Genomic DNA, 21,044 nt, shown 5'->3' with positions numbered 1-21,044 from the left:
AACGCCCGCCGGCGCCGCCGGCCCGTCCCCTGGAGGCGCCCGCGTGGCCAAGCTCTACTTCCGCTACGGTGCGATGAACTCGGGCAAGTCGACCGCGCTTCTCCAAGCCGCGTTCAACTACGAGGAGCGCGGGCACCGGGTGCTCCTGGCGAAGCCCGCGGTCGATACCAAGGGCGATCGCGAGATCATCTCCCGGCTCGGGGTGACCCGCGAGGTCGACTTCACCATCTCGCCCGAGGAGGCGGTCCGCGAGGCGTTCGAGCAGCACCGCGTCCGGAGCGGGCGCGTCGACCGCGCGGGGCGCGACGTCAGCTGCCTGCTCGTCGACGAGGCGCAGTTCCTCACCTCCGATCAGGTCGATGACCTCCTGCGCATCGCGCTCCTCGACGGCATCCCGGTGCTGGCGTACGGCATCCGCACCGATTTCCAGACCGTCGCGTTCCCGGGCAGCCGGCGCCTCCTCGAGGTGTCGCACAGCCTCGAGGAGCTGAAGACCATCTGCCGCTGCGGGCGCAAGGCGATCTTCAACGGCCGGCGGATCGGCGGCCGGTACGTCTTCGACGGCGACCAGGTCGCGATCGACACCTCGGCAGGCCCGGTCGGGGACGGCGGCGAGATCGAGGTGGAGTACGAGTCGCTCTGCGGCGTCTGCTACCTGCAGGAGTCCGGCGGGGTGCTGAACGGCCGGCACTGAGGGTCGGCACTGAGCCGGTCCGTGACGTGGCCGCCGATCCGGGGCAGGATGGAGTCACGCCCGAGATCGGAGGCCCTATGAACGACATCATCGTCGGTGTGAGCGCCGCAGGAGCCGCCACGGACGCGGCGGTCGCCTGGGCGGCGAAGCGCGCCCTGGCCACCGGAGCCCGGTTGCGGCTCGTGCACGTCGTGGACGACGCGATCCCCGCCACCGGCGACGCCGAGCTGCTGCTCGCCGCGCAGACGGCGGCGCAGGGATGCCTCGACAGCGCCGCGGCGACGGTCGAGCGCGTCGCCCCGGGGCTCGCCGCGACGCAGCTCCTCGAGCAGGGCTCGCCCATCGAGGTGTTCTCCCGGCTCTCGAAGGAGGCCTCGCTCCTGGTCGTCGGCAGCGATTGGCACGGGGGCAAGCGGGCGAGCCGCCGCGGCGTCCACAGTCTGCGCATCGCCGCGGGCAGTCACAGCCCGGTCGCCGTCGTGCCGGACATCGACGTCTCCGCCCGGCGCGGGGTCGTCGTCGGCGTCGACGGCTCCGAGGCATCCGCGCGTGCGCTCGTCTTCGCCGCCGAGGAAGCCGTCCGCGGGGGAGAGCCGCTCACGGCCGTGCACTCGTGGGACGTCGCGGTCATGGTCGGCGGCGAGTACGGCTACGGCGTCGCGATGATCGCGAGCGACGATCTGCAGGCCTCGGCGGCCGAACTGCTCGACGAGGCGCTCGTCGCGGTCGAGTCCGCGCACCCCGAGCTCGAAATCCGACGCGAGGTCATCGCCGGCGACCCCGTGCAGGCGCTCGCCGACGCGGCCGACGAGGCGCGGCTGCTCGTCGTCGGGAGCCACGGGCGCGGCGCCATCGCGCGCTTCCTGCTCGGCTCGGTCAGCCACGGGGTGCTCGCCCACCTCGAGGCGCCGACGGTGGTCGTGCGCTGAGCCCGGTTCGCCATCCCGTGTTCACCGCCGACTGCGCACCCGCCCGGTCGCCGGCTGCGAGAATGGTCGCGGGAGGACACAGATGAACGTCTCCGTGATCGGATGCGGGTACCTCGGAGCGGTGCACGCGGCCGCGATGGCAGAGCTCGGCCACACCGTCGTCGGCATCGACGTCGACGAGCGCAAGATCGCCGAGCTCTCGGCGGGTCGGCCGCCGTTCTTCGAACCCCGCCTCGCCGAGCTGCTCGGCTCGGCGATCGCGAGCGGCCGCTTGCGGTTCAGCACCGATCCCGCCCAGGCGGCGGGCGCCGAGGTGCACTTCCTCGCCGTCGGCACGCCGCAGCAGGCCCGTTCGGACGCCGCGGACCTCAGCTATGTGAACGCCGCGTTCGACGCCCTGCTGCCGCACCTCGCGCCTGGAGCGATCGTCGTCGGCAAGAGCACCGTCCCCGTCGGCACCGCGGCGACGCTGGCCGCACGGCTCGCGGAGCGGGCGCCGGGGGCGAGTCTCGCCTGGAACCCGGAGTTCCTCCGGGAGGGCTTCGCGGTGCAGGACACGCTCGAGCCCGACCGGCTCGTCTACGGCGTCTCCGGCGGGAGCGGCGACGAGACCGGCCGCGCGCAGGCCGCGGCGCTCGATCAGGTCTACCGCGCCGCCGTGGAGGCGGGCACCCCGCGCATCGTGACCGACTACGCCACGGCGGAGCTCGTGAAGGTCTCGGCGAACGCGTTCCTCGCCACGAAGATCAGCTTCATCAACGCGATGAGCGAGATCGCCGACGTCACCGGCGCCGACGTCACCGCGCTCGCAGACGCCCTCGGCCACGACGCCCGCATCGGGCGGCGCTTCCTGAACGCCGGTGTCGGCTTCGGCGGCGGATGCCTGCCGAAGGACATCCGCGGCTTCGTCGCCCGTGCGGAGGAGCTCGGCCGCGGGGAGGCGCTCGCGTTCCTGCGCGAGGTCGACGCGGTGAACCTGCGGCAGCGCCAGCGCGTGGTCGACCTCGCGGTCGAGGCGCTCGGCGGCTCCGTGCACGAGCGGCGCATCGCGATCCTCGGGGTGACGTTCAAGCCCGACTCCGACGACGTCCGCGACTCGCCGGCGCTCGACGTCGCGGTGGCGCTGAAAGGCCTGGGGGCGGAGGTCGTGGCGACCGACCCGGAGGGCATCGCGAACGCGCGGCTGCGGCATCCGCAGCTCGAGTACACGAGTTCGACGAGCGAGGCGCTCCGGGGTGCCGACCTCGTCGTGCTCGTGACGGAGTGGCGCGAGTTCCGTGCGCTCGACCCGGTGGCGGCGGGGGCGCTCGTCGCCGGGAAGTCCATCATCGACGGCCGCAACGTGCTCGACGCCGCGCGCTGGCGCGAGGCGGGCTGGACCTTCCGGGGGATCGGTCGCCCGTAGCGCGGGCGGGCACCCGGCCCGGCGACCGGAGCGGGAAGACCGGAGAAAACGAAGAACCCCCTCCTCGCGGAGGGGGTTCTGCTGTGGTCGGGGTGACAGGATTTGAACCTGCGACCTCTTCGTCCCGAACGAAGCGCGCTACCAAGCTGCGCCACACCCCGGTGGCCCGAGCGTTGCCGCTGGGCCTCAACAAGGATAGCCGATATTTCGACGGCCGCTGACCACTCGATGCGCCGTCGCAAACACAACTTTTGGCACATTGCGTGTCGCTTGCGCCCTGCTGGAGGCTGGGGATCGTGGTCGTCGACGCAGACGACCGGAAACGAGGGGGAGATGAAGCGCAAACTGATCAGCGGGATCGCGGCGATGGGCCTGGGGGCGGCATTGGCCATCGGTGGGGCGACGGCGCCCGCGAGCGCGTTGACGTGGACCCAGTACTGCCGGGACCACGTGCGTGACGGCGTCCCGTATGACACCTACCTCAGCCAGACCGCCCAGTGTCGGATCCAGGGCGGACCCGCCGCAGCCGGCGGACCTGAGTACAAGTACAACGGTGTCGTCGATGGCGTGATGGGAACGAACAGCTGGAAGGGGCTCCAGGCGTATCTGAAGCGGTTCTGGCAGTACGGCGGACCGGTCGACGGTGTGCCTGGGACGAACACCTACAAGGCGATGCAGCGGTGGGCCAAGACGCAGGGGTATCAGGGCCTGGTCGACGGCATCATGGGGGCCAACAGCTGGAGGTACTTCAACCAGGCGGTCCGGGTCGGGTTCTTCCAGAACTGACGACGCTGACGCCGGGACGGGCCGATCCGAAGCTTTGGATCGGCCCGTGCCATGTTTCACAGCGCGAGGCGACCGGTGTGAGCGTCAGCGCTACGCGACCGGAGTGAGCGTCAGCAGAGTCGCCTCCGGCGGGCAGGCGAAGCGCACCGGGGCGTAGATGGAGGTGCCGATGCCCGCTGAGACGTTGAGGTGCGCCGAGCGCAAGCCGTGTCGCCAGACGCTCAGTCCCTTCACCTGCGCGCGGGGGATGTCGCAGTTCGTGACGAGGGCGCCGAATCCGGGCACGCAAACCTGGCCGCCGTGCGTATGCCCGGCGAGGATGAGCTGGGCGCCGTGGTTCACGAAGGAGTTCAGCACGCGCTGGTAGGGCGCGTGCGAAACGCCGATCGTGACCGTCGGTCGCGCGGGCGCTGCATCGTCGGAGTCGGGCCAGCTCTCGTCGCCGAGCGGATCATCGGCACGGAGCTCGTCGATCGCCGCGGTGATGACGTCGAGCCGGTCGTAGCCGCGATGCGGGTCGTCGACGCCGAAGAACTCGAGCCGGGTGCCGTTGATCTCGAGCGCCGTGGCGGCGTTGTCGAGGTCGGTCCAGCCGAGCTCCGCGAAGTAGGCGTGCAGTGCGCCGATGTCGAGCCGCTCGGCCTGCCGCCGGTGCCGGCTCGGGCCGCTGAAGTACGCGAACGGGTTCTTCGCCTGCGGGCCGAAGTAATCGTTCGAACCGTTGACGAAGACGCCCGGTACCCCGGCGAACGGCGCGAACGCCGCCCGGATGCCGGCGAGCCCGTCGCGGTGGCCGAGGTTGTCGCCGGTGTCCACGATGAGGTCGGGCTCGAGTCGAGCGAGCTCGCGCACCCACGCCTGTTTGTCGCGCTGCCACGGTGCCATGTGCAGGTCGCTCAGGTGCAGCACCTTGATGGGCGTCGAACCCGCCGGCAGCACGGGCACCGAGGCGGTGCGCAGCGTGTAGTTCTTCCGTTCGACGAGGGCGCCGTAGGCGAAGACGGCGGCGCCCGCCGCGCCGATCGCCAGTGCGATCCGCGCGGCGGGCGCCGGCCCGCGTGCTCCGGTCAACCGTCGCCCCCGCCTTCGCCGTTGCCGTTGTTACCGTCCTTGGCCTTGCCGATGACGATGGTGACCTTGGTGCCCGGCTTCGCCTTCTCGCCGCCACCCGGCGTCTGCGAGAGCACGAGGCCCACCTGGCTCGGATCGGTCGCGTCCTGCTCCTTGCGATCGACCCGGTAGCCGGCGGCGGTGAGCGCGGCCTCGGCCTGATCGGCTTGAGCACCCACGACGTTCGGCACCGCTGTGACGTTGCCGCGGCTGATCTTCAGCGAGATCGCCGAACCGCGCGGCGCAGTGCCGCTCGGGTTCTGCGCGCCGATCGTGCCCTTCGGCTGGTCGGAGTCGACGTCGCCGTCCATGCTCCACGCGAAGCCGGCGTCCTCGAGCGCCTTCTGCGCCGCCTCGGGGGCGAGGCCCAGCACGTTCGGCACATTCGCGGTCGGGGTGACCAGGTACTCTTCCTTCGGGTCGGGGAAGCCGTCTCCGCCGTACTTGAAGTTCGCGACGTCCATGATGCGCGGCCAGATGTAGTGCCGCAGCCCGGCCGCCTGTTCGCCGTTGATGTAGGTCTCGCGGAGGTTCGTGTGACCCGTCACGTTGTAGACGCCGACCACCGTGGCCACCTTCGAGGAGGCGCCGCTCATCCACGTCGCCTCGGCGTCGTCGGTGGTACCGGTCTTGCCGATCATCGGCGTGTCAGAGGTGTCCATGCGGTACAAAGAGGTCGAGCCCGTGCCGCCGGTCATCACGCGCTGGAGCGCGTAGGTCATGCCCGCTGCGACGTCTTCGGTCACGGCCTGCGTGCACGTGGACTTCGGCACCTCGACCGCTTCGCCCTTGCCGTCGGTGATGCGGTCGATCGCGATCGGCGTGCAGGACTTGCCCTTGCCGGCGACCGCGGCGAATGCGGTCGCCATCGAGATGGGCGCGATCTCCTCGGTGCCGAGGATGGCCGAGGGGCCGAAGGTGATCTGGTCGCCGTTCTCGTTCACGCCCTCGCCGAGCGGCTTGCCGTCGGCCCGGCCGGCGCTCATCAGCGCCGTCGCGGTGTTCTTGATGCCGCACAGGTCGAGCTGTTTCGCCATCGCGATGAAGCCGGTGTTCTTCGACTGTTGCGTGTTGTACAGCGCGCTCCAGTTGCCGCCGGCCTCGCCCTCGTCGTTGCGGGGGTTCCAGTCGCCGGCGTTGATGTCGCCGCCGCAGGTGTTCTTGAAGGTGCCCCAGTCGGAGCGGCGGCGCGCGTCGACGGTCTCGTTCACCGAGTGCCCTTCGATGAGCCACTCGCCGAGCGTGAAGATCTTGAACGTCGAACCGGGCTGGAAGCCGTGCGAGCTGCCGTAGTCGATCGTCGCGTTGTAGTTCACCGCGTCGTACTGGTCGCCCGTGACCTCTGGGTCGACGTTGTACGTGGTGTTCTGGGCCATCGCCAGGATGCGCCCGGTGCCGACCTCGACGGAGACCGCGGAGCTGCCGATGTTCGCCTCGGCGATGCTGCCCGGCACGTACTCGTGGATCGCGGAGTTCGCCGCGTTCTGCAGGTCCATGTCGATCGTCGTGTAGATGTCGAGGCCGCCGCGGGCGAGCAGGCGCGCGCCCTCGTTGACGTCATCGGTGGCGGGGTCGTCGAACTTGTTCTTGATCTCCCACGTCACGTAGTCGCAGAAGTAGGCGTAGCTCGGCGAGGCCTGGCAGCCGTGCGACGGCGGCGTGATCTTGGGAGCGACGGGCTCCGCGAGAGCGGCGTCGTGCTCCTCCTTGGTGATCTTCTTCTCCTCGAGCATCTTGCCGAGGATGTAGTCGCGCCGCTCCTTGTTCTCGAGGTACGGCACGACGTTGCCCTGCTTGTCGACGCTGTTCGCGCCGTTCGTCTCGCTGTCGGGCATGTCGAGCCGGAACTTCTCGGGCCAGTTCACGATCGCGATGAGGCTCGCGGCCTGGGCGAGGGAGAGGTCGCGGGCGTTGGTGCCGAAGTAGTACTGCGCGGCTGCCTGGACGCCGTAGACCTGCCCGCCGAAGCCGGCGATGTTGAGGTACCCGGTGAGGATCTCGTCCTTCGTGTACTTCTTCTCGACCGAGATGGCGTAGCGCATCTCCTTGAGCTTGCGGTCGACGGTGGTCTTGGTGTGCTCCTCCCAGGCCGCCTGCCGCTCCTCCTCGGTCTTCGCCTTGGACATGTCGTTGTTCACGAGCACGTTCTTCACGTACTGCTGCGTGATCGACGAACCGCCCTGCGTGTTGCCGCCGAGGGTGCTGAGCGCACCGCGGACGGTGCCGACGACGTCGACGCCGCCGTGCTCGTAGAAGCGCGGGTCCTCACCGGCGACCGCCGCGTCCTTGAGGTACTGCGACATGTAGTCGAAGGCCACCTCTTCGCGGTTGTCGTCGTAGAAGTACGCCATGGCGGAGGGCGTGCCGTCCGGCTTCATCGCGTAGATCGTCGACTTCTGTGCGAGCGGGTCGATCTCGAGGTACCCGGGCAGGTTCTCGAACATCGTGATGCTGTTGTTGGCGGCCATGCCGGTCACGGCGAGCGCCGGCGTCACGGCGGCCGTGACGAGCACACCAGCGAGCGCGCTCATGCCGAGGATGCCCAGAAGGCCCCCGGCGGCGCCGCTCGCCGTACGATTTTTGGCAGACATATAGTGGAGCCTAACGGAGAAGGCTGGCAAAACCCCGCTACGCGGGTGTGCCGGAATTCCGCGGCTGACACGCCGGATTCGTCACGATCGGATGCCGGAATGCCCGCGCGGAACGCCCGCTTCGTCCATCACACCCCGCAGATCGAGCTCTGGAGCGCTATGACGACCTGGGAGTACATCACCACCCCGCTGCTGATCCACAACACGGCCGCGATCCTGAACAACTGGGGATCGGAGGGCTGGGAGCTCGTGCAGATCGTGCAGGGCCCCGAGGGCGGGCTCGTCGCCTACCTGAAGCGCCCCGTCGGCGGGGAGGCGTCCGCCGCGGCATCCGCCGGTGCGGCAGCGGCCGCGCAGGCCGCCAAGCAGTTCGAGGGAGAGGCCTGATCATGTCGTTCGAAGCCCGCATCGCCGAGCTCGGCATCCAGCTGCCCGAGGTGGCGCCGCCCGTGGCCGCCTACATCCCCGCGGTCGTCACCGGCTCGTACGTCTACACGAGCGGGCAGCTCCCCTTCGTGTCCGGGGCCCTCCCGGCGACCGGCAAGGTCGGCGACGGCCACGGGCTCGTCCCGGCCGACGACGCGAAGAGCTACGCCCGCACCGCCGTGCTGAACGCGCTCGCCGCGGTGCGCGCGGAGATCGGCTCGCTCGACCGGGTGACCCGCATCGTCAAGCTCGTCGGCTTCGTCGCCTCCGACCCGTCGTTCTCCGGCCAGCCCGGGGTCATCAACGGCGCCTCGGAGCTGCTCGGCGAGATCTTCGGCGACACCGGCCGCCACGCGCGCTCGGCGGTCGGCGTCGCGGTGCTGCCGCTGGACGCCCCGGTCGAGCTGGAGCTCGTGGTCGAGTTCGCCTGAGTCACGCTCGACGCGGATGCCCCGGCGGGAAGCTTCCCGCCGGGGCATCCGTCGTTCAGAGCCGAGCTGAACCCGCGTTCGCTTTAGCGCACCTGCTCGGTGATCGCCGTCATCACCGAGGTGTCGGCGAGCGTCGTCGTGTCGCCGACCTGGCGGCCCTCGGCGAGGTCGCGCAGCAGGCGGCGCATGATCTTGCCCGAGCGGGTCTTCGGCAGCTCGTTCACGATGAACACCTGACGGGGCCGCGCGATCGCGCCGATCTGCGTCGCGACGTGGCGGCGCAGCTCCTCGGACGCCTCCGCGACATCGGTCACCCGGTCGGCCTGGCTGGCCTTCAGGATGACGAAGGCCACCACGGCCTGACCGGTGGTCTCGTCCGCGGCGCCGACGACGGCGGCCTCGGCGGTCCACGGGTGCGCGACGAGCGACGACTCGATCTCCGCCGTCGAGAGGCGGTGGCCGGAGACGTTCATGACGTCGTCGACGCGGCCGAGCAGCCAGATGTCGCCGTCCTCGTCGCGGCGGGCGCCGTCGCCGGCGAAGTACTTGTCGCCGAACTTCTCCCAGTAGGTCTCCTTGAACCGCTCCGGGTCGCCCCAGATGCCGCGGAGCATCGCGGGCCAGGGCTCGGTGATGACGAGCAGGCCGCCGTCCTCGCCGCCGACCGGCTTGCCATCGTCGTCGAGGATGTCGACGGAGATGCCGGGAACCGGCACCTGGGCGCTGCCGGGCTTCAGATCGGTGACGCCGGGGAGGGCCGAGATCATGATCGCCCCCGTCTCGGTCTGCCACCACGTGTCGACCACGGGGATCGAGCCGCCGCCGATGACGTGGCGGTACCAGATCCACGCCTCGGGGTTGATCGGCTCGCCGACCGAGCCGAGCACCCGCAGCGAGCGCAGGTTGAACTCGTGCGGGATCTGGCGGCCGAGCTTCATGAAGGAGCGGATGGCCGTCGGCGCGGTGTAGAGGATCGAGACGCGGTACTTCTCGACGATCTCCCACCAGCGTCCGGGGTGCGGGCTGTCGGGGGTGCCCTCGTAGAGCACCTGCGTGGCGCCGTTCGCGAGCGGGCCGTAGACGACGTAGGAGTGGCCGGTGATCCAGCCGACGTCGGCGGTGCACCAGTACACGTCGGTCTCGGGGTGGAGGTCGAAGACGTTCTTGTGGGTGAACGCCGCCTGGGTGAGGTACCCGCCCGAGGTGTGCAGGATGCCCTTGGGCTTCCCGGTGGTGCCGGAGGTGTACAGGATGAAGAGCGGGTTCTCGGCGTCGAACGCCTCGGCGGTGTGCTCGGCCGGGGCCTTCGCGACCGTGTCGTGCCACCACTGGTCGCGACCGGCCGTCCAGCCGACCTCGTTGCCGCCGCGCTGCACGACGAGCACGTTCTCGACGCTGCCGCCGGTCGCGCGGTCGAGTGCGTCGTCGACGACGGGCTTCAGCGGGAAGACCTTGCCCTTGCGGTAGCCGCCGTCGGCGGTGATGACGAGCTTCGCCTCCGCGTCGTCGATCCGCGAGGCGAGGCTGTCGGCGCTGAAGCCGCCGAAGACGACCGAGTGGATGGCGCCGAGACGCGCGACGGCCAGCATCGACACGACCGCCTCGGGAATCATCGGCAGGTAGATGGCGACGCGGTCGCCCTGGCCGATGCCGAGTCCGGCGAGCACGTTCGCGGCGCGCTTGACCTCGTCGGTCAGCTGCGCGTACGTGATGGTGCGGCTGTCTCCCGGCTCGCCCTCCCAGTGGATGGCGACGCGGTCGCCGTAGCCGGCGTCGACGTGCCGGTCGAGGCAGTTCGCGGCGACGTTCAGTCGACCGTCGCCGAACCAGCGGGCGAAGGGCGGGTTGGTCCAGTCGAGCACCTCGGTGAACGGCGTCTCCCACTGGATGAGCTCGCGGGCCTGCTCGGCCCAGAAGCCGAGACGGTCGTCGGCGGCGCGGCGGTACAGGCTCTCGTCGGCGACGGCCTGGGCGGCGAACTCGGGGCTCGGGCGGAAACGCCGGATCTCCTCGAGCGCGTGATCGATCTGTGCGGTCATGGTTCTCGGTCGCTCCTTCGCGATGTGCATGGATCGGATGGGTTCGCCTGCCCCACCCAGCACCCTACCGCCAGCCTGGAAGCCCGTCGTACACTGTGTCGGTCGGCGACATGCGGCCGGCCGTTCTCGGGTGATCTACAACTGTCTGAGGGTTCGCGCAGAGAATTCTGTCTGTCCGCACAAATGAGGACAAAAAGTACTTGCGCATGAATCGAGAAGCCCTACACTGGGTACCGCCCGAACACTCGTTTCGAGGCCTGCAGCGTGCCGCATTCCCCCCAATCGGTACGCTGCCGAGGCGGCACCTGTTCCCCCCAATGGGTGCCGCCCCCTTCTTTTAACCGGCGCCACGGCCCGGGTCCTCCTCCACAACGGCGTGGAGGAGGCTCGCCGTCCCCGAGCGATCGTGCGGGCGCCCGAGCGTCCGCGACGGCGCCGTACGCTCGCCGCCATGACCGCTCCCTTCGTCGCCGTCCCCTCGTGGGCGCAGCCAGCCGACGGCTCGTCCGCAGCCCAGTCGAGTCACCGCTCCGCAGCAGGCGGGCACGCGCAGCGCGACGCCGCTCCCGAGCGGGGCGGCCTCGCCGGCCGGGGCTCGCACGCCGAGCTCACGGGCGAGGCCACGCCGTCGAGCGTCGCACCGACGCTCGAACTCGACCTCCTCGGCGCACTCGCCCCGTTCGCGGACGGCCCCGGGGTGACCGACCTGTTCGTGAACGGCGAGCGCGGGCTCTGGGTCGACCGAGGCCGCGGCGCGGTGCACGAGCCCGCCTGGACGGCCGACGAGGCCGCGGTCCGGGCGCTCGCGATCGGCCTCGTGGCGCGCGGCGGGCGCCACCTCGACGAGGCGAGCCCCGCCGTCGACGTCCGGCTCGGCACCGGCATCCGAGTCCACGCCGTGCTGCCGCCCGTATCGACCGGGGGCACCCTGCTCTCCGTCCGCATCCCTCGGGCCGCCGGCCAGTCCCTCGCCGCGCTCGCCGACCGCGGCATGCTCGACGCGGAGCAGCTCCACCGGCTGCTCCGTGCAGTCGCCGAACGCGAGAACCTGCTGATCACCGGTGCCGGAGGGACCGGCAAGACCACCCTCCTCGCCGCGCTGCTTGGGGAGGCGCCGCCGCACGAGCGGCTCGTCGTCATCGAAGACGTCGCCGAGGTGGCGATCCGCCACGCGCACGTCGTCGCGCTCGAAGCGAGGCAGCCGAACCTCGAGGGCGCCGGCCGCATCGGGCTCGACGCCCTCGTGCGGGAGGCGCTGCGCATGCGACCGGACCGACTCGTCGTCGGCGAGTGCCGGGGGCCGGAGCTGCGGGAGCTGCTCTCGGCGTTGAACACCGGACACGACGGCGGTGCGGGCACGATGCACGCGAACTCCCTCGCCGACGTGCCCGCCCGCCTCGAGGCGCTCGGCGCCTCGGCCGGACTCAGCGCCGAGGCCGTCGCCCGGCAGGCGGTCAGCGCGTTCGACCTCATCCTGCATCTCGAACGGCGCGGCGGTGCGCGGACCCTCGTCGCGATCGGCCGACTCGCCCTGGCGCACGACCGGCTCGTCGTCGAGGAGGTCCGATGATCCCGGCCGAGCGGCCCGCCGGCATCCCGGGCGCGATCGCCGATCGGTTCGGTCGCGGCCGTCGCCGCGAGCGGGAGGCGGAAGCGGCGATCGACCAGGTGGCCGCCGTGGCCGAGCAGCTCGCGACGCTCCTCGCGGCCGGCATCGGGGTCGGTGCCGCGTGGGCCCACCTCGTGCCGGCCGAGGAGAGCACCACCCGCAGCGGGCAGGGCGCCCCCGGTGCGCCGCTCGAACCGCTCGTCCGGGCGGCGGCCGCCGCCCGCGCCGGACGGCCGGTGCACACCGCGCTCCGCGAGCACCAGCGCAGCGGGGCGTGGCGTACGCTCGCCGCCGCCTGGGAGGTCGCCTCCGTCTGCGGGGCCCCGCTCGCCGGGAGTCTCCGGGAGCTCGCCGGTGCGCTGCGCGACGAGGCCCAGCTCCGGCGCGAGGTGGGCGGCGCGCTGTCGGGGCCGAACGCGAGCGCCCGGCTGGTCGGCTGGCTGCCGCTCATCGCGGTCGGGTTCGGGGCGGTGCTCGGGTTCGACACGATCGGCGTGCTGCTCGGCTCGCCGCTCGGCCTCGGCTGCCTGCTCGCCGGCCTCGGGCTGCTCTGGGCCGGACGACGCTGGAATCGAGCGCTGGCCGCACGCGCCTCGGCGGGATCGGCTGACGCCGGACTCGAGTACGACCTGCTGGCGATCGCGATGACGGGCGGCGCCTCGCTCGAACGAGCGCGGGAGCTCGTGGGGGCGGCGATCCGGGCGGACGACGAGCACGCACCGCAGCCCGGGCACGCCGATGGTGCGGGCATCGAGCGCATCGTCGGCCTGGCGGCGGCGGCCGGAGCCCCGGTGGCCGAACTCCTCCGCGCCGAGGCGTTCCGCGTTCGCCGTGCGGCGCGCACGGAGGGCGTCGCCCGAGCGGCGGCGCTCGGCGTGCGCCTCATGATCCCGCTCGGCGTCTGCGTGCTCCCGGCGTTCGTGCTCGTCGGCGTCGCTCCGCTCATCATCTCGGTCGTGTCCGGCACCTTCGAGGCCGCCGGCTGACCGTCCGACTCGTGCCACCGCCGGCCGCAGCAGCGGCCACAGAAGAAAAGAGGGAGAACCATGCAGCATCCGAGATTCCGCGGCGCATGCACGACGACGCCGACGGCACCCGCACCGGCGGTCACGGCGAGGGGGATGACGGCGCGAACGCGCCGCGCATCCCTCGGGGACCGCATCGCGCGCCGGTTCGCCGACGAGCGCGGTGCCGCGACCGCCGAGTACGCGGTGGCCACGATGGCCGCCGTCGGCTTCGCGGGCCTGCTCGTCGTCATCCTCCGGGGTGACGAGGTGCGCGGCATCCTGACCGAGCTCGTGCGGAATGCGCTCAGCGTCGGCTGAGCTGCGCGGCGAGCGGGGCAGCGCGACCGCGGAGCTCGCGGTCGCGCTGCCCGCAGTCGCCGCGGTCCTCGCGATCTGCCTCGGCGCCGTGCTGCTCACCGCGCAGCAGGTGCGATTGAGCGACGGTGCGGCCGACGCCGCCCGCGCGCTCGGCCGGGGCGAATCCGACGCCGCCGCCGCGGCGATCGCCTCCCGGGTCGCCGGTCGTGCCGTCGCACTCAGCTCCGTGCCCGATGGCGAGTTCGTCTGCGCGACGATCACGGCCCCTGCGGGCGGTCTGCTCGCCGCGGTCGAGCTGCGCGCGTCCTCGTGCGCCCTCGCCGGGGGTCGGTGATGGCCGGTGCGGTTCTCGCGATCGGCGTGGCGGGGGCCTGCGCGATCACCGCCCTCACCGTGCTGCCCCTGCTCGGCGTGCACGTCGAGCGTCAGCGCGCGGCGAATGCCGCGGACGCTGCCGCGCTCGCCGCAGCGGATGCGCTGCGCGGACTCGTCGGCGGGGTGCCGTGCGAACTCGCCGATGAGCTCGCGCGGCGGAACGACGCGGTGCTCGTCGCGTGTGATGCCGATGCGGCGACGGTTCGAGTCCGCGTCGAGATCGCGCTTCCGCTCGGCACCGTCTCCGCGACGTCGCGCGCCGGACCGCCCGCGGGAGCTCAGTCGAACACGGTCTCGATGAAGCGGTAGTCGACCGCGGTCGGCCGCGCGTCGCCCGGCGCGTCGAACTCGAGCCCGGCGCCCCGCGCGTAGATGTAGCGCTTGCCGGCGTCGGCGTTCAATTCGATCCGCGGGCGGGGATCGCCGCCCTCGAGGAACGCGGTCGCGACGGTCTTGCCCTCGAGCGGCCCGTCGATCAGCTTGGCGGTGTAGGAGCCGGAGGATGACGTGTCCATGCGGTCATTCTCCTCCGCCCGTGTCGAACCGCAAGGGGTGGATACGCCACCGTGGCGGAGGTGCGCTCCCGGCCAGGGTGTGTATCGTGTGGCTGTCGGCGCACGGCGTCGGCGGACAGCACACCGCTCGGGGGCGCGGCGTTCCGCTGCACTCTCGTCTCGAATGTAAAGAGGAGTCTGGTGTCAGGCAAGAAGTTGGTGATCGTCGAGTCGCCGACCAAGATGAAGTCCATCGCCGCGTACCTCGGCGACGGGTACGAGGTGCTGTCGTCCGTCGGCCACATCCGCGACCTCGTGGAGCCGAAGAACCTCCCGCCGGAGCTCAAGAAGGGCCCGCTCGGCAAGTTCTCGGTCGACGTCGACAACGGCTTCGAGCCGTACTACGTCGTCTCCGACGCGAAGAAGAAGACGGTCGCCGAACTGAAGCGCGCGCTGAAGGGAGCGGACGAGCTCCTGCTCGCCACCGATGAAGACCGCGAGGGCGAAGCGATCGCGTGGCACCTGCTCCAGGAGCTGAAGCCGAAGGTGCCCGTGCGCCGCATGGTCTTCCACGAGATCACCAAGGACGCGATCCTCGCGGCCAAGGACAACACCCGCGAGCTCGACACCTCGCTCGTCGACGCGCAGGAGACGCGGCGCATCCTCGACCGCCTCTACGGCTACGAGGTCTCGCCCGTGCTGTGGCGGAAGGTCGGCCCCGGCCTCTCCGCCGGGCGCGTGCAGTCGGCCGCGACCCGCCTCGTCGTCGACCGCGAGCGGGAGCGCCTCGCCTTCGTCGCCGCGGGCTACTGGGACCTCGTCGGCACCTTCGCGACGGATGCCCCGGGCAGCGCCTTCGCCGCGAAGCTCGTGCGCGTCGGCGGCAAGCGGATCGCGACCGGCCGCGACTTCGACGACGACGGCCGGCTGACCTCCGCCGCGGTCGTCCTCGACGAGCCGACGGCCTCCGCACTGGCCGCAGCGCTCCGCGACGACACCGTCGCCCGCCGCGTCGCCAAGGTGGAGTCGAAGCCGTACTCGCGCCGGCCCGCCGCCCCGTTCACGACGTCGACGCTGCAGCAGGAGTCGGCCCGCAAGCTCCGCCTCTCGGCGAAGGACACCATGCGCGTGGCGCAGTCGCTCTACGAGAACGGCTACATCACCTATATGCGCACCGACTCGAACTCGCTGTCGCAGCAGGCGATCGCGGCCGCCCGGGCGCAGGCCACGAAGCTCTACGGCGCAGACTCGGTGCCCGACAAGCCCCGCCACTACGCCGGCAAGTCGAAGAACGCGCAGGAGGCGCACGAGGCGATCCGCCCCTCCGGCGAGGTCTTCCGCACTCCGTCCTCGCTCCAGGGCTCGCTCCGCGGGCGGGAGTTCGATCTCTACGACCTGATCTGGAAGCGCACCGTCGCCTCGCAGATGGCCGATGCCAAGGGGCAGACCGCCACGGTCACGATCGAGGTCGGTCCGACCGCGGCATCCGCGCAGGCCCCGGCCGAGCCGACGACCCCGGTGGGCGGCACCGTCGCGGAGTTCACCGCGAGCGGCACCGTCATCACGTTCCGGGGCTTCCTCGCCGCGTACGAGGAGGGCCGCGACGAGGAGCGCAACGCCGACGACGCCGGCGACGCGAAGCTGCCGCAGCTCGCCGAGGGCCAGGAGGTCGAGCTCGCCGAGCTGGAGGCGAAGGGGCACGAGACCAGCCCCCCGCCGCGCTACACGGAGGCGAGCCTCACGAAGCGACTCGAGGAGCTCGGCATCGGCCGGCCCTCGACGTTCGTCTCGATCATCTCGACGATCCTCGACCGCGGCTACGTGACGCAGCGCGGCCAGGCCCTGGTGCCGAGCTGGACCGCGTTCTCGGTCGTGCGCCTCCTCGAGGAGCACTTCGGCGATCTCGTCGAGTACGACTTCACCGCCGAGATGGAGGACGATCTCGACCGCATCGCCGCCGGTGAGGCCGACCGCGTCGACTGGCTGAACGAGTTCTACTTCGGCAGCGAGCGGCACCGCGGTCTCCGCCAGGTCGTCGACAATCTCGGCGAGATCGACGCGCGCGAGATCAACTCGATGGCGATCGCGCCCGACGTGACGCTCCGCATCGGCAAGTACGGCCCCTACCTCGAGGTCGTCGAGGAGGGCGCGGCACCCGACGCGACGCCGCGGCGGGTGAACCTCCCGCCGGAGCTCGCCCCCGACGAGCTCACCGTCGAGAAGGCGCGCGAGCTCATCGAGGCCCCGGTGCAGAGCGATCGCGTGCTCGGGCAGAACCCCGCCAACGGCAAGCAGATCGTCGTGAAGGACGGTCGCTTCGGTCCCTACGTGACCGAGCTCGAGCCCGAGCCGGCGCCGGCGGAGACCACGGTCGACGCCGCCACCGGCGAGGTCGTCGAGGCGAAGCCGAAGCGCGGCGCGAAGAAGGCCGCCGCGGCAAAGCCGCGCACGGCATCGCTCTTCAAGTCCATGGACCCCGCCGAGGTCGACCTCGACATCGCGATCCGCCTGCTCGACCTGCCGCGCGTCATCGGGCAGGATCCGGAGTCCGGTGACGAGATCACCGCGCAGAACGGGCGCTACGGCCCCTACCTGAAGAAGGGCGCGGAGACCCGCACCCTGCCGAGCGAGGACGCGATCTTCGACCTCGACCTCGCCGGCGCGCTCGAGCTGCTCGCGCAGCCGAAGTACGGTGCGCGTCGCGCCTCCAGTGCGCTGAAGGAGTTCGACGCCGACCCGGTGAGCGGGAAGCCGATCAAGGTCAAGGACGGCCGCTTCGGGCCCTACGTCACCGACGGCGAGACGAACGCGACCATTCCCCGGGCGGAGTCGGTCGAGGACATCACCTTCGAGCGCGCAGTCGAGCTGCTCCAGCTGAAGCGGGAGAAGGGCCCGGCGAAGCCGCGGGCCAAGCGCGCGACGACCGCGAAGAAGGCCGCGCCGAAGAAGACGACCGCGAAGAAGGCCGCGCCGAAGAAGAGCCAGGCGTGACCCGGGGGCTCTTCATCACCCTCGAGGGCGGCGACGGCTCCGGCAAGACCACCCAGGCGGAGCTCCTTCGCGAGTGGCTGGGCGGGCTCGGCCGGGAGGTCGTCCGCACCCGCGAGCCCGGCGGCACGGAGGTCGGCGTCGAGGTACGGGAGATCGTGCTGCACCATCGCGGCGACATCGCGCCCCGCGCCGAGGCGCTGCTCTACGCGGCCGACCGCGCGCACCACGTCGCGACGCTCGTGCGGCCGGCGCTCGAGCGCGGCGCCGTCGTGCTGCAGGACCGGTACATCGACTCCTCCGTGGCCTACCAGGGTGCGGGTCGCGTGCTCGACAGCCGCGAGATCCGGGCACTGTCCGAGTGGGCGACCGAGGAGCTCGCCCCCGACCTCACCGTGCTGCTCGATCTCGACCCGGAGGCGGCGCGCACGCGCCTCGACGCGTCGCGCACACGGTACGACCGGCTCGAGGCGGAGGCATCCGAGTTCCATCGGCGGGTGCGCGAGGCCTACCTCGCGATCGCCGAGGCCGAGCCCGACCGCGTGATCGTCGTCGACGCGTCGAAGCCTGCGGAGGAGATCGCCGCCGAGCTCCGAGCGCGGATCGAACCGCTCCTCTAGATGGCGCGGGCGGGGGATCGGATGCCGCGCGCCGCGTCGGCGGCGGGAGCGCAGGCGCCGTGCGAGCGGATGCCGCGCGCCGCGTCGGCGGCGGAAGGTAGCGTGGCAGCGTGAGCGTGTGGAGCGAGCTGACCGGGCAGGACGCCGCGATCGCGGTGTTCCGCGCGGCGGCCTCGGCGTCGACGCGCAGCGGGAGCCGGTCGGTCGAGCGCAGTGCCGACGGGCATGGTGCCGACGAGCGCAGCGCCGAGACCGCTCCGGATGCCGCAGCGGGCGCCGATCCGCGCACCATGACCCATTCCTGGCTCATCACCGGTCCGCCCGGGTCCGGTCGCTCGAACCTCGCCTACGCCTTCGCCACCGCGCTCATCGCGGGCGATCCGGACGGCGACGAGCCGACCCGTATCCAGGTCGAGGCGCGGAGTCATCCCGATCTGCACGTGCTCACGACCGAGGGCGTCATCATCAAGGTCGCCGACGTCCGCGACATCGTGAAGCGCTCGCACTACGCCCCGTCGGTCGGCCGGCACCGCGTCATCGTCGTCGAGGACGCCGACCGCATGACCGAGCAGACGTCGAACGTCCTGCTGAAGGAGCTCGAGGAGCCGCCGGAGCGCACCGTCTGGATCCTCTGCGCGCCGAGCGAGGCCGACCTCATCCCGACCATCCGCTCGCGCGTCCGCTCCGTGCGGCTGCAGGTGCCGAGCGTCGCCGACGTCGCCGAGCTGCTCGTGCGCCGGGACGGCGTCGACCCCGTGCTCGCCGAACGTGCGGCGCGGGAGGCGCAGAGCCACATCGGGATGGCGCACCGGCTCGCCACGAACGAGGAGGCGCGCAGCCGTCGCGCCGAGACCCTCCGGCTCGCCCTCGGGGTGCGCTCCTCGGCGACGGCCGTGATGACCGCCTCGCGGCTCCTCGAGATCGCCGGCGACGACGCGAAGGCGATCACCGAGCTGCGCGACCAGGAGGAGCGCGAGCACGCGCTCCGTTCGCTGGGCCTCGCGCCCGGCCAGGCGATCCCGCCCGCCCTGCGCTCCCAGATCAAGGCGCTCGAAGACGAGCAGAAGCGCCGGGCGACGCGGAGCCTGCGCGACGGCATCGACCGGATCCTCGTCGACCTCGCCTCGCTCTACCGCGATGTGCTGCTGCTGCAGCTCGAGGCCGGGGTGCAGCTCGTGAACCGCGAGATCGAGCCGGAGCTCCGCGCCGCGGCCGCCTCGGCGAGCCCGGCGCGGTCGCTCGCCACCCTCGACGCCATCCAGCTCGCGCGCACCCGCATCGAGGGCAACGTCGCCCCGGCGCTCGCGCTCGAGGCGATGCTCGTGAGCGCCATCAGACGACCAGGAACCGAACGGGGGGCCGCATGATCCGGAACGGCACGGCAGGGGGAGCGCGCGCCAGGAGGCGCATCGGGGCGGTGGGGATCGTCGCGGCGGTCGCGCTGCTCCTGAGCGGCTGCTTCCCCGACCTCGGCGGGCTCTTCCCGAAGCCGGAGGCGACCTCGACCCCCACGGGGGAGCAGGTGTCCGCCGAGCTGCAGCCGTTCTACTCGCAGATCCTCGGCTGGAAGGCCTGCGGCGAGAAGCTCGAGTGCTCGACCGCGAAGGCGCCGCTCGACTGGGACGACCCGTCCGCGGGCGAGATCGAGCTCGCCCTCGTGCGGCACCGGGCGACCGGCGACCGCATCGGCTCGCTCCTCGTGAACCCCGGCGGTCCGGGCGCCTCGGGCGTCGACCTCATCGCCGACTCGCTCGACTTCGCGGTCGGCCAGCCGCTGCAGGAGCGCTTCGACGTGGTCGGCTTCGACCCGCGCGGGGTCGGCAAGTCGAGTTCCGTCGTCTGCTACGACGCGGCGGGCATGGATGAGGCGCTGTTCACGATCCCGCCGGGGAAGCGCGGGAGCGCGGAGTGGATCGCGGCATCCTCGAAGAACTTCGAGGACTTCGGCGCGGCCTGCGCCGAGAACACGGGCGAGCTCCTCGGCTACGTCGACACGGTGAGCGCGGCGCGCGACCTCGACCTGCTGCGGGCGGTGCTCGGCGACACGAAGCTGAACTACCTCGGCTACTCCTACGGCACGTTCCTCGGTGCGACCTTCGCCGGCCTCTACCCCGAGAAGGTCGGCCGCCTCGTGCTCGACGGCGCCATCGACCCGGCGGCGAGCGAGTTCGAGGTCTCGAAGGCGCAGGCGATCGGGTTCGAGCAGGCGCTCCGCGCGTACATGGCCGACTGCCAGAGCTCGGCGGACTGCCCGTTCTCGGGCGACGTGGATGCCGGCATGGCCGAGGTCGGCGCGCTCGCCGCGTCGCTCGACGCCAGCCCGCTGCGGGGCAGTGACGGCCGGCTCGTCGGCGCCGACACCTACCTCACGGCGATCATCGCCGCGCTCTACAGCCCCGACTCGTGGAGCTACCTGTCGCAGATGTTCGACTCGGTCATGCTCGGCGACGCCGACATGGCGCTGACCCTCGCCGACTTCTACTACGGGCGCAATCCCGACGGCACCTACAACGACAACTCCACCGAGGCGTTCCGGGCGATCAACTGCCTCGACTACCCGCTCCGCGACGGCGCGGGCGACCTCCAGGCCGAGGCGGCCGAGATCATCGCCGCCGCCCCGGTCATCGGGCCGTACTGGGGCTACGACACGGGCGGCGGCTGCGAGCTGTGGCCCGTCCAGGGCGACGCGACCCGCGAGCAGATCCACGCCGAGGGGGCGGCGCCGATCCTCGTCATCGGCACCACCGGCGACCCGGCGACGCCGTACGACTGGGCCGTCTCGCTCGCCGAACAGCTCGACTCGGGCGTGCTCGTGAGCTACGAGGGCGAAGGTCACACGGCGTACAACAAGTCGAACGCCTGCGTGAACGACGCCGTCGAGCAGTACTTCATCGACGGCACGGTGCCGGCGAGCGACCCGAAGTGCTGATCGTCCACCGCGGATGACCCGGCCGGGGGGGGGGGGGGGGGGGGGGGGGGGGGGGGGGGGGGGGGCGGGGGGGGGGGGGGGGGGGGGGGGGGGGGGGGGGCGGGGCGGGGGGGGGGGGGGGGGGGGGGGGGGGGGGCGGGGGGGGGGGGGTGGGGGGCGGGGGGGCGGGCGGGGGGGGGTGGGGGCGGGGGAGGGCGCCGCCGGGTGGCCCCAGGTACGACCGCTGTCGCGCCTTGCCCGGGGGGGGTGGGCGGGCGGGGAGCGGTCCCGCCGGCGGCCAGCGCCAGGTCCGC

At 71.9% G+C, this 21,044-nt stretch carries 19 protein-coding genes and 1 tRNA gene; 15 read left to right on the top strand and 5 right to left on the bottom strand.

The genetic code is table 11. From position 1 onward, the window contains the following. Positions 1 to 43 precede the first annotated feature (43 nt). The 3 genes from ROT00_RS16125 to ROT00_RS16115 all read left to right on the top strand — a co-directional run bounded on the left by ROT00_RS16125 (position 44) and on the right by ROT00_RS16115 (position 3,028). Positions 44 to 694: a thymidine kinase gene (locus ROT00_RS16125; protein WP_404776052.1), complete on the top strand. Its 651-nt coding sequence runs from the start codon at positions 44 to 46 to the stop codon at positions 692 to 694. 77 nt (positions 695 to 771) lie between these two features. Further along, positions 772 to 1,623 carry a universal stress protein gene (locus ROT00_RS16120; RefSeq protein ID WP_404776051.1) on the top strand — a complete coding sequence of 284 codons (852 nt, stop codon included), beginning with the start codon at positions 772 to 774 and terminating at the stop codon, positions 1,621 to 1,623. A gap of 82 nt (positions 1,624 to 1,705) precedes the next feature. Continuing rightward, the gene (locus tag ROT00_RS16115; protein WP_404776050.1) at positions 1,706 to 3,028 is read left to right on the top strand and encodes a UDP-glucose dehydrogenase family protein; all 1,323 of its coding nucleotides are present in this window, start codon (positions 1,706 to 1,708) and stop codon (positions 3,026 to 3,028) included. A gap of 84 nt (positions 3,029 to 3,112) precedes the next feature. Here the strand turns inward: ROT00_RS16115 and ROT00_RS16110 are convergent. Then, a tRNA-Pro gene (locus ROT00_RS16110) sits at positions 3,113 to 3,189 on the bottom strand. Positions 3,190 to 3,361: 172 nt separating this feature from the next. Between ROT00_RS16110 and ROT00_RS16105 the strand changes: the two genes are divergently transcribed. Then, positions 3,362 to 3,814, top strand: a complete 453-nt coding sequence (locus tag ROT00_RS16105) for a peptidoglycan-binding domain-containing protein (RefSeq protein WP_404776049.1) — start codon at positions 3,362 to 3,364, stop codon at positions 3,812 to 3,814. Between the two features lie 90 nt (positions 3,815 to 3,904). Here ROT00_RS16105 and ROT00_RS16100 read toward each other — a convergent pair whose 3' ends face one another. Together ROT00_RS16100 and ROT00_RS16095 are read right to left on the bottom strand one after the other, a co-directional pair. Further along, positions 3,905 to 4,885, bottom strand: a complete 981-nt coding sequence (locus tag ROT00_RS16100) for a metallophosphoesterase (RefSeq protein WP_404776048.1) — start codon at positions 4,883 to 4,885, stop codon at positions 3,905 to 3,907. After that, positions 4,882 to 7,455: a transglycosylase domain-containing protein gene (locus ROT00_RS16095; protein ID WP_404776047.1), complete on the bottom strand. Its 2,574-nt coding sequence runs from the start codon at positions 7,453 to 7,455 to the stop codon at positions 4,882 to 4,884. The genes ROT00_RS16100 and ROT00_RS16095 overlap by 4 nt, the downstream gene beginning before the upstream one ends. A 219-nt stretch (positions 7,456 to 7,674) precedes the next feature. On the opposite strand from ROT00_RS16095, the gene ROT00_RS16090 reads away from it, so the two are divergent. Then, positions 7,675 to 7,902 carry a Sp36 family protein gene (locus ROT00_RS16090; protein WP_376932133.1) on the top strand — a complete coding sequence of 76 codons (228 nt, stop codon included), beginning with the start codon at positions 7,675 to 7,677 and terminating at the stop codon, positions 7,900 to 7,902. 2 nt (positions 7,903 to 7,904) lie between these two features. Then, positions 7,905 to 8,372, top strand: a complete 468-nt coding sequence (locus ROT00_RS16085) for a RidA family protein (protein ID WP_404776046.1) — start codon at positions 7,905 to 7,907, stop codon at positions 8,370 to 8,372. Positions 8,373 to 8,455: 83 nt separating this feature from the next. Here the strand turns inward: ROT00_RS16085 and acs are convergent, their stop codons facing one another. Next, positions 8,456 to 10,411 (bottom strand): acetate--CoA ligase, encoded by a 1,956-nt coding sequence (acs, locus tag ROT00_RS16080; RefSeq protein ID WP_404776045.1) that lies wholly within the window; start codon positions 10,409 to 10,411, stop codon positions 8,456 to 8,458. A gap of 451 nt (positions 10,412 to 10,862) precedes the next feature. On the opposite strand from acs, the gene ROT00_RS16075 reads away from it, so the two are divergent. The 5 genes from ROT00_RS16075 to ROT00_RS16055 all read left to right on the top strand — a co-directional run bounded on the left by ROT00_RS16075 (position 10,863) and on the right by ROT00_RS16055 (position 14,029). Further along, the gene (locus tag ROT00_RS16075) at positions 10,863 to 11,981 is read left to right on the top strand and encodes a TadA family conjugal transfer-associated ATPase (protein ID WP_404776044.1); all 1,119 of its coding nucleotides are present in this window, start codon (positions 10,863 to 10,865) and stop codon (positions 11,979 to 11,981) included. Beyond that, positions 11,978 to 13,006, top strand: coding sequence for a type II secretion system F family protein (locus ROT00_RS16070; RefSeq protein WP_404776043.1), 1,029 nt, complete (start codon positions 11,978 to 11,980; stop codon positions 13,004 to 13,006). The genes ROT00_RS16075 and ROT00_RS16070 overlap by 4 nt, the downstream gene beginning before the upstream one ends. A 135-nt stretch (positions 13,007 to 13,141) precedes the next feature. Next, a complete protein-coding gene (locus tag ROT00_RS16065; protein ID WP_404776042.1) occupies positions 13,142 to 13,345 on the top strand; it encodes a DUF4244 domain-containing protein in 204 nt (67 codons plus the stop codon). Further along, entirely contained in the window at positions 13,326 to 13,679 is a 354-nt protein-coding gene (locus ROT00_RS16060) for a TadE family type IV pilus minor pilin (RefSeq protein WP_404776041.1), read from the top strand. Before ROT00_RS16065 ends, ROT00_RS16060 begins: the two co-directional genes overlap by 20 nt. Then, the gene (locus ROT00_RS16055) at positions 13,679 to 14,029 is read left to right on the top strand and encodes an Rv3654c family TadE-like protein (protein WP_404776040.1); all 351 of its coding nucleotides are present in this window, start codon (positions 13,679 to 13,681) and stop codon (positions 14,027 to 14,029) included. The genes ROT00_RS16060 and ROT00_RS16055 overlap by 1 nt, the downstream gene beginning before the upstream one ends. Here the strand turns inward: ROT00_RS16055 and ROT00_RS16050 are convergent. Next, positions 13,999 to 14,235, bottom strand: a complete 237-nt coding sequence (locus tag ROT00_RS16050; RefSeq protein ID WP_404776039.1) for a hypothetical protein — start codon at positions 14,233 to 14,235, stop codon at positions 13,999 to 14,001. The two genes, ROT00_RS16055 and ROT00_RS16050, sit on opposite strands and share 31 nt — an antisense overlap. 177 nt (positions 14,236 to 14,412) lie before the next feature. On the opposite strand from ROT00_RS16050, the gene topA reads away from it, so the two are divergent. The 4 genes from topA (at position 14,413) to ROT00_RS16030 (ending at position 20,751) form a co-directional block, all read left to right on the top strand. Then, positions 14,413 to 17,205 (top strand): type I DNA topoisomerase, encoded by a 2,793-nt coding sequence (gene topA, locus ROT00_RS16045; protein WP_404776091.1) that lies wholly within the window; start codon positions 14,413 to 14,415, stop codon positions 17,203 to 17,205. Continuing rightward, positions 17,202 to 17,822 carry a dTMP kinase gene (tmk, locus tag ROT00_RS16040; protein ID WP_404776038.1) on the top strand — a complete coding sequence of 207 codons (621 nt, stop codon included), beginning with the start codon at positions 17,202 to 17,204 and terminating at the stop codon, positions 17,820 to 17,822. Before topA ends, tmk begins: the two co-directional genes overlap by 4 nt. A gap of 110 nt (positions 17,823 to 17,932) precedes the next feature. Continuing rightward, entirely contained in the window at positions 17,933 to 19,189 is a 1,257-nt protein-coding gene (locus ROT00_RS16035) for a DNA polymerase III subunit delta' (protein WP_404776037.1), read from the top strand. Further along, on the top strand, positions 19,186 to 20,751 hold the full coding sequence (locus tag ROT00_RS16030) for an alpha/beta hydrolase (protein ID WP_404776036.1): 1,566 nt from the start codon (positions 19,186 to 19,188) through the stop codon (positions 20,749 to 20,751). The genes ROT00_RS16035 and ROT00_RS16030 overlap by 4 nt, the downstream gene beginning before the upstream one ends. Positions 20,752 to 21,044: the final 293 nt, after the last annotated feature.

It is taken from the genome of Agromyces mediolanus (assembly GCF_044917495.1).
GTDB classification, from domain to species: domain Bacteria; phylum Actinomycetota; class Actinomycetes; order Actinomycetales; family Microbacteriaceae; genus Agromyces; species Agromyces mediolanus_B.
The sequence above is the reverse complement of the archived record's forward strand: the minus strand, read 5'-3'. Positions and strand labels throughout refer to the sequence as shown.